12 protein-coding genes are annotated in these 12,021 nt (G+C 64.5%); 8 read left to right on the top strand and 4 right to left on the bottom strand.

Annotated features, from left to right (window positions below; genetic code table 11):
* Positions 1 to 136 precede the first annotated feature (136 nt).
* From clpS to CHX26_RS15835, 4 genes are all read left to right on the top strand, one after another.
* Positions 137 to 526, top strand: a complete 390-nt coding sequence (clpS, locus tag CHX26_RS04915; protein ID WP_172449886.1) for an ATP-dependent Clp protease adapter ClpS — start codon at positions 137 to 139, stop codon at positions 524 to 526.
* Between the two features lie 105 nt (positions 527 to 631).
* The gene (locus CHX26_RS04910) at positions 632 to 1,864 is read left to right on the top strand and encodes an LptF/LptG family permease (protein WP_104943264.1); all 1,233 of its coding nucleotides are present in this window, start codon (positions 632 to 634) and stop codon (positions 1,862 to 1,864) included.
* A gap of 9 nt (positions 1,865 to 1,873) precedes the next feature.
* On the top strand, positions 1,874 to 2,983 hold the full coding sequence (gene lptG / locus CHX26_RS04905; RefSeq protein WP_104941413.1) for an LPS export ABC transporter permease LptG: 1,110 nt from the start codon (positions 1,874 to 1,876) through the stop codon (positions 2,981 to 2,983).
* The gene (locus CHX26_RS15835; RefSeq protein WP_233997278.1) at positions 2,980 to 3,498 is read left to right on the top strand and encodes a GNAT family N-acetyltransferase; all 519 of its coding nucleotides are present in this window, start codon (positions 2,980 to 2,982) and stop codon (positions 3,496 to 3,498) included. Before lptG ends, CHX26_RS15835 begins: the two co-directional genes overlap by 4 nt.
* Before the next feature lie 52 nt (positions 3,499 to 3,550).
* Here the strand turns inward: CHX26_RS15835 and CHX26_RS04895 are convergent, their stop codons facing one another.
* Entirely contained in the window at positions 3,551 to 4,642 is a 1,092-nt protein-coding gene (locus CHX26_RS04895; RefSeq protein WP_104943263.1) for a fatty acid desaturase family protein, read from the bottom strand.
* A gap of 158 nt (positions 4,643 to 4,800) precedes the next feature.
* Here CHX26_RS04895 and CHX26_RS04890 point away from each other — a divergent pair, with 158 nt between their 5' ends.
* Both CHX26_RS04890 and CHX26_RS04885 read left to right on the top strand, forming a co-directional pair.
* Positions 4,801 to 5,976, top strand: a complete 1,176-nt coding sequence (locus CHX26_RS04890) for an N-acetyltransferase (RefSeq protein WP_442956918.1) — start codon at positions 4,801 to 4,803, stop codon at positions 5,974 to 5,976.
* Between the two features lie 341 nt (positions 5,977 to 6,317).
* Positions 6,318 to 7,106: a response regulator gene (locus CHX26_RS04885; RefSeq protein WP_104941411.1), complete on the top strand. Its 789-nt coding sequence runs from the start codon at positions 6,318 to 6,320 to the stop codon at positions 7,104 to 7,106.
* Between the two features lie 56 nt (positions 7,107 to 7,162).
* On the opposite strand, the gene CHX26_RS04880 is transcribed toward CHX26_RS04885, so the two are convergent.
* Positions 7,163 to 8,986, bottom strand: a complete 1,824-nt coding sequence (locus CHX26_RS04880) for a CHASE domain-containing protein (RefSeq protein WP_104943261.1) — start codon at positions 8,984 to 8,986, stop codon at positions 7,163 to 7,165.
* Positions 8,987 to 9,081: 95 nt separating this feature from the next.
* On the opposite strand from CHX26_RS04880, the gene CHX26_RS04875 reads away from it, so the two are divergent.
* Together CHX26_RS04875 and CHX26_RS04870 are read left to right on the top strand one after the other, a co-directional pair.
* On the top strand, positions 9,082 to 9,291 hold the full coding sequence (locus CHX26_RS04875) for a NepR family anti-sigma factor (RefSeq protein ID WP_104941410.1): 210 nt from the start codon (positions 9,082 to 9,084) through the stop codon (positions 9,289 to 9,291).
* A complete protein-coding gene (locus CHX26_RS04870; protein ID WP_104941409.1) occupies positions 9,288 to 9,911 on the top strand; it encodes a sigma-70 family RNA polymerase sigma factor in 624 nt (207 codons plus the stop codon). The genes CHX26_RS04875 and CHX26_RS04870 overlap by 4 nt, the downstream gene beginning before the upstream one ends.
* 60 nt (positions 9,912 to 9,971) lie before the next feature.
* Here CHX26_RS04870 and CHX26_RS04865 read toward each other — a convergent pair whose 3' ends face one another.
* Both CHX26_RS04865 and CHX26_RS04860 read right to left on the bottom strand, forming a co-directional pair.
* Positions 9,972 to 10,580, bottom strand: a complete 609-nt coding sequence (locus CHX26_RS04865; RefSeq protein ID WP_104941408.1) for a superoxide dismutase — start codon at positions 10,578 to 10,580, stop codon at positions 9,972 to 9,974.
* 91 nt (positions 10,581 to 10,671) lie between these two features.
* Positions 10,672 to 11,955, bottom strand: coding sequence for a dicarboxylate/amino acid:cation symporter (locus CHX26_RS04860; protein WP_233997277.1), 1,284 nt, complete (start codon positions 11,953 to 11,955; stop codon positions 10,672 to 10,674).
* Between the last annotated feature and the right edge of the window lie 66 nt (positions 11,956 to 12,021).

Raw genomic sequence — 12,021 nt, 5'->3', positions numbered from 1 at the left:
CCCGGTTCACGAGAGCGCGCCGCAAGGCGCTGGCCGGTCAGACGCAAGTCTGGCCGGCCTTTTCTTTTGCCGGCGGCTGCGCAGCAACTGCTTGCACTCGCGCCCGCGAATCCCATAATGGGGAGCTATGCCACGCATGCCCGTTCCCCAACTCGCCGACAGTGCCGCGCTGCCGCTCGCCGCACCCCTGTGCGCGGGTGACGAGGATGGCGGTAAGGACACCGATGGCGCCGGACAGGTCGGCATCGCCACCAAGACCCGCGCCAAGCCCAAGAAGCCAAGCCAGTACAAGGTGCTGATGCTCAACGATGATTACACCCCGATGGAGTTCGTGGTGCTCGTCCTGAAGCGGTTTTTCGGGATGGATCTGGAACAGGCCACCCGCGTGATGCTCCATGTCCACCAGCGCGGCGTAGGGGTGTGCGGGATCTTCACCTATGAAGTCGCTGAAACCAAGGTGAACCAGGTGATGGACTTCGCCCGCCAGAACCAGCACCCCCTGCAATGCACGCTGGAGAAGGCGTAACCCCCGCAAGACCCAGCCACAGCTGATCACCCACCCCCAATTGAGGGCATGACGCGGGCGGCCAGACACGCTAGGGCCGCGGGGTTATCTACGGAACATCACGTGCTGCAACTGATCCCCAGCATCGACCGCTACATCCTGCGGCTGACGGTCATCCCGATGCTGGGTGTCTTCGCGCTCGCGGCCAGCCTGCTGATGCTCGACAAGATGCTGCGGCTGTTCGATTTCGTTGCGGTCGAAGGCGGGCCGGTGGGCGTGGTGTTCAAGATGCTAGGCGCGCTGATCCCGGAATATGCGAGCCTCGCGATCCCGCTGGGCCTGCTGCTGGGCGTGCTGCTCGCCTTCAGGAAGCTTGCGACTTCATCCGAACTCGACACGATGCGCGCCGTGGGCCTGTCCTATAACCGGCTACTCAGGATGCCCTACATCATCACGATGCTGCTGGTGGCCGTGAACGTTGCGCTGGTGTTCTACATCCAGCCGATCAGCCGCTATTATTACGAGCAGATGGAATACGAGCTGCGGTCGGGCGCGCTGGGCGCTTCGATCAAGGTCGGCGAATTCACCACTCTGGCCGACCGCATGGCGCTGCGGATCGAGGAAAGCGAGGACGAAGGGCGCAAGCTGATCGGAATCTTCGCCCGCGTTGCCAACAGCAAGGGACAGGTGCTCAGCATTTCCGCACGCGAAGGGGCATTCCTCGCCACGCGCGACAACCCCGACACGATCATTCTGCGCCTGACCGAAGGTACGATCATTCAGGACACCGGCTCCAACACGCCGCGCGTGCTGAGCTTCAGCCGCCATGATCTGCCGATCGATCTGCCTGCGATCGAGGAATTCCGCGCGCGCGGCGACAAGACCCGCGAATATATCCTGCCCGAACTGCTCAGCATCGGCTGGAGCGAAAAGAGCGCGCCGCAGCAGCGCGACGCCAGCCTTGCCAGCTTCAATTTCCGGCTGGTCGAAATCGTGATGATGTTCCTGATGCCGCTGCTGGCGGTGGCGCTGGCGATCCCGCCCAAGCGATCGACCAGCGCGCTTGGCGTATTCGTGTCGATCGTGATGGTGGTCGCCTATCACAAGGTGAACCAGTACGGCGAGGATGTGGCGGCGCTTGGTCGGCTTGATCCGGTGCTGGCGCTGTGGGTGCCTTTCTTCATCTTCGCCGCCTTGATCGTGTGGATGTATTACCGCGTCGCCTATGTCCCCGGCGGGCAGGCCATCGGCGCGCTGGAAATGGCCTTTGCCAAGCTGTCGAAACGGCTGGGCAAGCTGTTCGCGCGCAAGCGCCCGCGCGGCCATCCCGCCCCCGCTGAACTGGCAGCGGCAGAGTAAGGCCCGGCGATGCAGCTCGATTTCTTCCCTTCGCGCACGCTGACGCTTTATCTGGCAAAGATGTTCGTGCTGCGCATCCTTGCGGTGCTGGTGATGCTGGTGCTGGTGCTGCTGGCGCTCGATCTGCTGTCGGCGACGGGCAAGATCCTCGCGCCGGAAGGCAATGGTCAGGCGGAAATCCTGCGCTATGCCAGCCTGCGCCTGCCGCAGCTGATATCGCGCTTTCTGCCCTATTCGGTGCTGCTGGCGACGTTGATCACTCTGGTGACGCTGAACCAGAATTCGGAAGTTGTGGCGATGAAGGCGGCAGGCCTCAGCGCGCATCAGGTGCTGGCCCCGCTGCTGCTGACTGCGGCGCTGGTGGCCGGGCTCAGCTTTGGCTTCAACGAACGGATCGTGACCCGCGCCAATGCCACCCTGAAAGCGTGGGAGGCGGCGGAATATGGCCCGATCCCCGATGTCGATGCGAGCATCGGCGGGGTGCGATCAAGCGTCTATCTCACCGATGGGAACAATATCCTTGCTGCTGCAACCCTCTCGGGTGCGGGCAACGCAATCGTGCTGACCGGGGTGACGTGGTACGAACGTGCGCCCGGCGGCATCATCCGCGAACAGGTGCGCAGCCCGCGGGCGACCTATGCCGGCCCCGGCTGGCGGCTTGAAAACCCGGTGCGCTTCGATGTGGCGGGCGCGATGACCGATCAGCTCCCGGCGCTGGTGGTGGGCGAAAATCTGACGCCTGAACGGATCATGCTGCAATCGATCGACCCTGATGCCCAGAGCTTCTGGGAGCTGGGCCAGAGCATCGAGGCCTATGAAGCTGCCGGGCGCAACACCGATGAAATGCGCGCCAAGTGGTGGCACCGACTGTCCGGGCCATTATCGGCGCTGCTGATGCCGCTCCTCGGCTCGATTGCCGCTTTCGGCCTGGCGCGATCCGGCCAGCTATTCGTGCGCGCCATCATCGGCATGGCGCTGGGCTTTGCCTATTTCGTGGTCGACAACGCGGCGCTGGCGATGGGCAGCTTTGGCGGTTACCCGCCGTTCCTTGCCGCCTGGGCGCCGTTCTTCCTGTTCCTGCTGCTGGGCGAGACGGTGCTGATCCGGACGGAAGAGTGAGCGGCTACAACATCAGGCTCGCACGGCCGGAGGATGCCGAGGCGTTCCACCGCGTCGAGGAGGATGCCGCAAGCCTGCTGCGCGAAGAGCCCTCGCTTGCCGGCACCGTGATCCCGCCGACGGCATCGGCCGCCGATCATGCGCGGATCATCGGCAAGGGGCGAAGCCTCGCAGCACTATATGCCGACGAAATCATCGGCTTTGCAGCGATCCGGACAGTCGGGCGCGAGCTGCACCTAGCCGAGCTGAGCGTCGTCCGCGCGCACCAGCGTTGCGGGGTCGGATCGCTGCTGATCCGTGCCATGATGATCGACGCCCGCAATTCGGGCTACCGGGCGATCACCCTCAACACCTATCGCGACATTCCCTGGAACGCGCCGTTCTACGCCCGCTTCGGCTTTGTCGAAGTCGAGAATTTCGAGGGCCGCGAACATCTGGCCGAAAGTCACGAAGGCGCTGCGGCCCTCGGCATGCCGATGGAGCGGCGCTGTGCGATGATCTGCTTTCTGGATTAGGCCACCTTCGGTGGCGCAGACAGTCTGTGTTTCGCGTCAGCGAAACCGAAAATCAGTCCTTCTTCCCCATGGTGCTCCGGGCAATCCGCCCGACCAGCACCAGCATCCCCGGGTGGTTCGCCCCTTCATAGGTCGAACCCGTTCCCAGCTCGCGCACCAGACGGCGGTGGGCTTCGGGCAGGTCGTGATAGGGCATCGAGGGCATCAGATGGTGAAGCGCATGATAGCGCAGCCCGACCGGCGCCCAGATCTCGGCAGCAAGGCCGGGCGGCGGCACGTTGACGCTGTCGAGGAACTGCGCGGTCACCGTCATCGGCTCGCCCTCGTTCTCCCACAGATGTGCGACCAGCGTGCGCAGCTGGTTGAGTACCGCCGTGAGCGAAAGAATCGCAAGCGCGGTGACCAGCGGCCCCCAGCCCAGCAGGAACGTGCTGGCGATCAGCAGCCACGACCACGCGAACACCCCGGCCTCCTGCCAGCGCACCCGGCCGATGAAATCGCCTTCAGGGGGGCGGCGGCGGAATTCGGGGTTGATCGACAGCGCCGAAAACCGCTCCCAGGTAAAGGTCCGCACCGCCGGGATCAGCGCGCCCAGCGGCACCAGCACCGCCGCGCGGATGATAAGCGCGACCGGGGCCAGCAGCGCCACGAGAACGAACAGCGGCAGGCTCCACGGCTTCATCAGCGCGAGCGGCAGATATTCGGGGTCTTCCACCGTGCCATACTGCGTGCGCTTGTGGTGAATGGTGTGGACGCCTTCATACATGAAGGACGGCGTCAGCAACGGAATGCCGACGAGCAGGTTCCACCCGGTGCGAAAGCCCGGCAACGCATCGCGGTGAATGTGGGTCAGCTCGTGGATGAACATCAGCGCGCGGTACAACGCCAGCGCCGCCACCAGACCGGCGGCAATTTTCACGGCCAGACCGTCCGAAAGGATCGCCACCGCAATGCCGGCGTAGCCCACGGCAGCCGAAAGCAGCATATCAGGCCAGTAGATCCCGGGCCTCGCCTCTCCCAACCCCTTGGTCAGATCACGCGCGGCGCGCAGCATCGCCTTGTCATCCTCGACCATGAACTGGGCTCTGGACGGCTTGGGGGTCGCCTTTGCAGGCTGAGCGGGGATGGTCTGATGCATGGTCATCGGCATGGATTCCTGAGGCTCGCCCTACCTGAAATCGGGCCTTGCGCCAAACGCGTGTTGTTGGTGACAGTGATCGACAGCCTTGCGCAGATGGCGCGAGCGCGACACAGACACCTTGATACAGATTAAACTTACCCGACTGATACGAGGATGACTGCGTGACGGATGTGCTGACCCGCGGGGCGGAAATAAGGATCGAACCGGTCAGCGGCAAGCACCAGCGGGCCGCCTTCGTCGATCTGGGGCGCGCTTTTTCCGATCGTCTGGAACATTTCGTCCCGCAAATCAGAAGCGAGCAGATCGAACTGGTCGATCCGGACAAGAACCCGTTTTTCGGTCATGCGCGGGTGCAGTTGTTCATCGCCCATCGCGGCGGCCAGCCGGTCGGACGGATTTCGGCCCATATTGATGAACTCGCGCTCGCCATGCCCGCCGAACAGGGGTTTGGCCCCGGCACCGGCTTCTTCGGCTATTTCGACGCCGAGGATGAGGACGTCGCCCGCGCCTTGCTGGCTGCAGCAGAAGCCTGGCTGGCGGGCGAGAGAATGACCCGCGTGCTCGGCCCGATCTCGCTGTCGATCTGGGAAGAACCCGGCCTGCTGGTGAAAGGTCAGGATCACGCGCCGATGATCATGATGGGCCATCATCCGGCCCATTATGCCGGCTGGATCGAGGCGGCAGGCTATGCTCGCGCCAAGACGCTCTACACCTATGATCTGGATATCACCCGCCCCTTCCCGCCGCTGATCCAGCGGATCGTGCAATCGGGGCAGAAAAACGCGCGGATCAATGTCCGCCAGGTGCGCAAGGCCGATTGGGACAAGGAAGTGGCGACCATCCTCGGCATTCTCAATGATGCGTGGTCGGACAACTGGGGCTTCGTTCCCTTCAGCCCTGCCCAAGTCGCCTATGCCGGCAAGAAGCTGCGACCGATCATCCATGAAGAACTCAACATGATCGCCGAGGTGGACGGACGCCCGGTCGCCTTCATGCTGACCTTCCCCGACGTCAATGACGCGCTGGCGAAGATCAAGGGCAAGCTGTTCCCGTTTGGCTGGATCACCATGCTGCGCTGGCTGCGGCATCCGAAGGGCGCAGGCATGCGGGTGCCGCTGATGGGGGTGCTGAAAGAGCTCCACAACAGCCGTCTTGCCAGCCAGCTCGCCTTCATGATGATCGAAACGATCCGGCAACAGGCGAACACCAAATTCCAATCCACCCGTGGGGAGATAGGCTGGATCCTCGAAGACAATCAGGGAATGGTCGCGATTGCCGAAACGATCCAGAGCAAGATCAACCGCGAATATGCGATCTACGAAAGGATGCTTGGTTGAACGGTCGCGCTGACGTGTGAGGCGGGGCGGGCGGTCTGCGCGGCCCAAGGGGCGCCGCCACGAAAAAAGGCCTCCGTTGCGATAACAACGGAGGCCTTTCGGGATCGTATCACCAGCCGCTTGGACGGGAGGGGGGTCTCGGCGGTGACAAATGCATAATGATCGGCCCTGCACACGGTTCCCAGGCTCTGAAAATTTTTTTTCGCCGTGGGGGAAACTATCCGATTATTTCGTGAATCCAGTATATTGCGGGATAGGCGCGACGGCGAGGCGGGGAACCGCTATGGCCTCGAATCGATTGATACCTCGCCAGCCCCGTTCCACGCAGCCAAAGGTGCCTCATGTCTCTTGCCAGCCAGATCGCGGCCAACCTGCCCTTCCTGCGCCGCTATGCCCGCGCGCTTACCGGATCGCAGGCGAGCGGCGATGCCTATGTGCGCGAGATGCTCGAAGCCGTCCTCGCGGATGAGGAACTGAAGGCGAGCCTGTCCGGCGGACGCGTGCCGCTCTATCGCGCCTTCAGCAAGGTCTGGTCGAGCGCATCGGGCGCGGCGGCGGCGGGCAGTGCCACCAGCGAGCATGAAGCGGGCGCACAGGCGCGGCTGGGGGTGATCACGCCGCCAGCGCGGCAGGCGCTGCTGCTGACCACACTTGAAGATTTCACCGCAGCCGAAGCCGCCACGATCCTCGATCGCTCCCAAGCCGAGGTCGACGCGCTTGTTGCCGAAGCCATCGCCGAGATCGAGCGGGAGCAGACCACCAGCGTGCTGATCATCGAGGACGAACCGCTGATCGCCATGCAACTCGAAGACCTCGTCACTGGCCTCGGTCACACGGTCAGCGGCACGGCGGCAACCCGGACCCAGGCCCGCGCAGCGGTGGCTGAAGCAATGCCGGGGCTGGTGCTGGCCGATATCCAGCTCGCCGATGGTTCATCGGGGCTCGATGCGGTGGACGACATCCTAGGGGTTGGCTCGATGCCGGTGATCTTCATCACCGCCTATCCCGAACGCCTGCTGACCGGCGACCGGCCCGAGCCAACCTATCTGGTGACCAAGCCGTTCCAGGAGGCCACCGTGCGCGCGGCGATCAGCCAGGCGCTGTTCTTCGGATCGACCAGACCTCTTTGATTTGTGATCGCGCTGTTGCGCGATGCAGACCTCCCGCGACCCAAGGTGGCCTGAAACTACTTCTTCTTCACCCGGCGATCCGCTTCCTTTTCGCGGATCCGGAAGTCAGCCGGGCGACGCACAGGCACATGCAGCACGCACCGCACGCCTGATGGCGCGAAATCGAGTGTCACCGGCTGGCGCAATTCGTGCGCCACGACCTTCTCGATCAGCTCTGTGCCGAACCCTCGGCGACGTTCGGACGCGACAGGCGGCCCGCCGGTTTCCTGCCATTCGACCTCGGCAAGCGGGGTCTCGTTCGCGCCCCCTTCGACCCGGCGCCAGCGGATCGTCACATTCCCGCCCGCAACACTCAGCGCGCCATACTTGGCAGCGTTGGTGGCCAGTTCATGCACGGCAAGCCCGAAGGATAATGCATCATTGGGTGCCAGTTCCAGCTCCGGGCCATCCAGCAGGATCGCATCATCCAGCACGGCACGGAAATGCTGGAGCTCTGCCTCGATCACGGCGCGGATCGGGGTTGTACCCCAATCGGTAACGGTCAGCAGGTCATGCGTCGCCGAAAGCGCGCGGATGCGCCCTTCGAGGCTATCGGCAAAGTCATCGAGCCCGCTTGCCCGGCGGCGGGTCAGCGACAGGATCGACAGGACGTTCGCCAGCGTGTTCTTCACCCTGTGGTTGAGTTCGCGGGTCAAGGAGTTGCGGATCGAATGCTGTTCCTCGAAGAAGGCCAGCCGCGCCTGGTCCTCGAACGCCTGCTGGGTCAGCAGCCTTGCGAGGAGCATCAACAGGCTCGCCAAGGCCAGCCCGAACAGCAAGGTCACCATCGACAGTGGCGAGAGCACCTGCGCATCAGCACTTTCGACGACCAGCATCAGCTTGCGATCGGCAATCGTGACTTCCTGGGCCACGGTTTCCTTGGCGGCATCGCTGATCGAATGGGCGACCAGCAGGTGTCCGGTGCTCGGCTCACCATCATACAGCCGCACGCCGAAACGCGAGGCACCTTCGCGATCAATCGCCGAATCGAGGAACTCGCGGGCGCGGAAGGGCGTGTAGACGAAGCCTGCCAGCGGGCGCTCCCCCGCACTGTCGGCCTTGCGAAACACCGGCATGTAGATCGCAAAGGCGGGGGCAGTGCCGCTGGTTTCCTGCACCAGGACTATTCGCCCCGATGCAGCCGGGCGCAAGGTCACCTCCGCTTCGGCCATCGCGGCGGCGCGGGCGGGTTCGGAATACATGTCATAGCCCAAGGCGCGGCGGTTGCGGGAATTGGCGGGGGCGAACATCGTCACCGGCGCAATTCGTCCGGTTGCGCTGGCGGGCCGGGGGTAGATATCGGGGAAAGCAGGCTGACGCAGGCGGGTGCGAGCGAGGAAGGCATCTATGTCGCGTGCCTCGATCACCGGGATCCAGCCGATCCCCTCCGCACCCGAGTAATCGGTGTTGAGTTTCAGCGCACGCACGAAGCTGTCGAAGGTCTCGGGGCTGACTTCCTCGACACTGGCGAACAGCGCCGCTCCGGCGCGCAGATATGATGAAAACCCGCTGCCGCTGCGATCCAGCGCGGCGGCCACGCCTTGCGCATATTCCCGCATCACCGCCCGTTCGCGGGCGCGGGCATTGCTTTCGATGGCAAACACGCTGAGCGCAGTGATGGCCGCCAGCGCGAGAAATATCACCAACGGGATGGCGCGCGGATAAAGCACGAGCCAACGCCGCGCCCGCCCCGATTGCGGCGGTGGTGGCGGGCCGACCGGATCGGCATCAGGGCTGAGCGCGAAGGGTTCGATGATGCGAAATTCCTGCCTGTGCCGTGTCCCGTCGGTGACGCAGAGCGGGACGCAGCGACCACGGGCGGAACCAAACAGGTAGCGCATCGTTCCCGAATCGTCCAAACCGTTGTCCTGATCGACCAGCGGGAAGGGGTTCCGCAGCGGGATCGGACACTGGGACCAAGGGCGGATCGAGCAAAATGGCCTCGAATCACGGACAGAGCGGCAAGAACGGCGGAGCGGGCAACCGCGCTGGCCAGCGCCCGCCGGAATGGGCGGACGGCCTCAAGCAGCTTTATGATTCGGTGGTCGAGGAAGACCTGCCCGACAGCTTCAAGGACTTGCTCGACCGGCTCGATGCGCCCCCGCCAGGCGGCAAGGGTGCCAGCGGGCAGGATCAGAGCCGATGAGCGACGGCAGCCGTTCAGGCGACACACGCTCGGCAAGCGAAAAGTCCGATTTCAAGCGCGAGCTGACACAGGTCGTCCCGCATCTGCGCGCCTTTGCGCGCGGCCTTTGCGGTCGGCCTGATCTGGCCGATGATCTGGTGCAGGAAACCCTGCTCAAGGCATGGGCCGCGCAGGACCGCTTCGAACCCGGCACCTCGATGCGCGCCTGGACCTTCGTGATCCTGCGCAACGCCTATCTCACCGACATGCGCCGCAACCGCTTTCGCGGCGAATATGACGAAGGCGTGGCCGAACGCATCCTCACCGCGCCCGCCGGGCAGGAAGAACCGATCCATCTGTCCGACCTGCACCGCGCGCTGCTGACCCTGCCCGCCGAACGGCGCGAGGCGCTGCTGCTGGTGGGCGCGGGCGGCTTTTCCTATGAAGAGGCCGCCGCCATCTGCGGCTGCGCGGTCGGCACGATCAAGAGCCGGGTGGGCCGCGCCCGTGCCGCGCTTACCGAAATGCTGGCCAATGGCGCTATCCCGAGGCGCTCCACTGATGACGACGTGGCCCACGCCGCGATCCTCGAAGAATTGGATACGGTGGCATCCGGCAACGGGGTGAGTTCGCGGGACTGATACGAAAAAGGCCCGAAGCATCGCTGCCCCGGGCCTTCCTCTTATCCGTTCAGAACAGACTTAGGCGTAAGTCCACACCGTTCCGCGCGCGAGGTTTTCGCTCGCGAAGGCCCAGTTGAGCTTGTTCTCGACCACGGCATCCAGATAGGCCGGGCGCTTGTTCTGGTGATCGAGGTAATAGGCGTGCTCCCACACGTCGAGCACCAGCAGCGGGTTGAAGCCGCTGTCGGCGAGCGTGTCGGCATCGTGGGTTTCCTCGATGCTGAGCTTGCCGTCCTTCTCGGCCAGCCACACCCAGCCGCTGGCGAAGTGGCCTACGCCGCGGTCCTTCAGCTGCTGCTTCAGCGCGTCGACCGAGCCAAAGGCGTCGTTGATCTTGGCGACCAGTTCATCCGAAGGCGCGGTGGTTTCGGCCGCCATCGAGTGCCAGTAGAAGGCGTGGTTCCAGGTCTGGGCCGAGTTGTTGAACAGGCCTTGATTGGTCCCGCGCGAGGCGGCGATAATCGCTTCGAGCGAGGCGTCGGCGTGGGGCGTGCCTTCGATCGCGGCATTCATCTTGTCCACGTAAGTCTGGTGATGCTTGCCGTGGTGGAACGACAGTGTCTCGGCCGAGATCGCCGGTTCCAGAGCGGTGTCGGCATAGGGCAGCGGGGAAAGTGCGAAAGCCATGGGTGTCCTCCAAGGGGCGTTGAATGATTGCAGCGGGTCTTTAGCAGCAACGCAGATGTGGGCGAAGGGTTGCAGCGTCAAGGCTGCAACGTCAGCTTGCGCCGTTAGCTTCACCTGCGGCGCGGTCAACCGCGCTTGTGACAGCGACGTTCATCGTGACATTGCCCAGCGTGCGCATCAGATCGGGCAGCATCTCGACCGCGACCAGCAACGCCAGCGGCTCGACCGGCACGCCCATCGCCAGCGCGATCGGCCCGATCGAGACGACAAAGCTGATCGATCCGGGCAGGCTGACCGCCGAAAGGCTGATGACTGCGGCGATCAGGATGCCCGCAACAGCGATGCTCGGCGGGATCTCGATCCCGGCGAGCGCGGCGATGTAATAGACCACCGCAAGGTTCATCGCCGAAGACGTCGCACGGAAGATCACCACTGCCAGCGGCAGGACGAATTCGGCGGTCGAGGCGCGCAAGGACAGCCGCCCCGCGCTGTCGAGCATGGCCGGCAGGCTGGCGAGCGAGGACTGGGTCGAAAGCGCCACCGCCTGCGCGGGCAGCACCGCTCCGGCAAAGCGCAACAGGCCGGTGCGTCCCGGCCCGGCTGCGACCCCATAGGCCAGCACCAGCACGAACGTCCCCATCGCGGTTACGGTAAGGACATAGTGACCAAGCGCGGCAAAGGCCCCGCCTCCGCTCTGCACACCCACGCCGTATGCCAGCGCGAAGACGCCGACGGGCGCGACAGCGAGCACCCAGCCGATGATCAGCAGCATGACATTGCCCAGTGCGTGGAAGAACCCCAGCAGCCGTTCCCCCTGATCTTCGGGCAGCCGGGTGATGGCGACGGCGAACATCACGAAGAACAGCGTCAGTGGCAGCATGGCCGTCTCGGCAGCGGCGGCGATGATATTGGGCGAGACCAGCGAGGCCATGAAGTCCAGCACCTTTGGCACTTCGCCCACGTCGGAAGGCGTCTGCGCCAGGAACGCGCTCGCGCCCTCCGGTACCGGGAAGGCGGCGAGCAAGGCGGGCATGGCGATCGCGGTGAAGGCACCGCCTGCCAGCTGCGCTACGACCATGATCAGCAGCATGCGGCGCGCGACCGTGCCGACCCGCGCGGCGATGATCATCTGCACCAGACCCAGCACCAGCAGCGCCGCGACCAGCGGGATGATGGTCATCTGCAAGGCGCGCAGCCACAGCCCGCCGATCAGCGCGGCGATGTCGCTCAGGCTCTGCGGCGCCCCGGCCGCCGCACCGATGATCCCGGCGCCAAGTCCGCCGACAAGCGCTGCAAAGGTGAGCGCCACCGGCAGGCGGATCGATACCAGCGCAAACTTGCCCGTCCCTGCGCCCGGGTCTTCACTTTCCAGCAATGGCCTATCCTTAAACGGGCCTCGCGCCCTTCCCTTTGGGCGATAACCGCGCCAGAAGCGCGAGAC

The organism is Porphyrobacter sp. HT-58-2, assembly GCF_002952215.1.
Taxonomy (GTDB): Bacteria; Pseudomonadota; Alphaproteobacteria; order Sphingomonadales; family Sphingomonadaceae; genus Erythrobacter.
The sequence above is the reverse complement of the archived record's forward strand: the minus strand, read 5'-3'. Positions and strand labels throughout refer to the sequence as shown.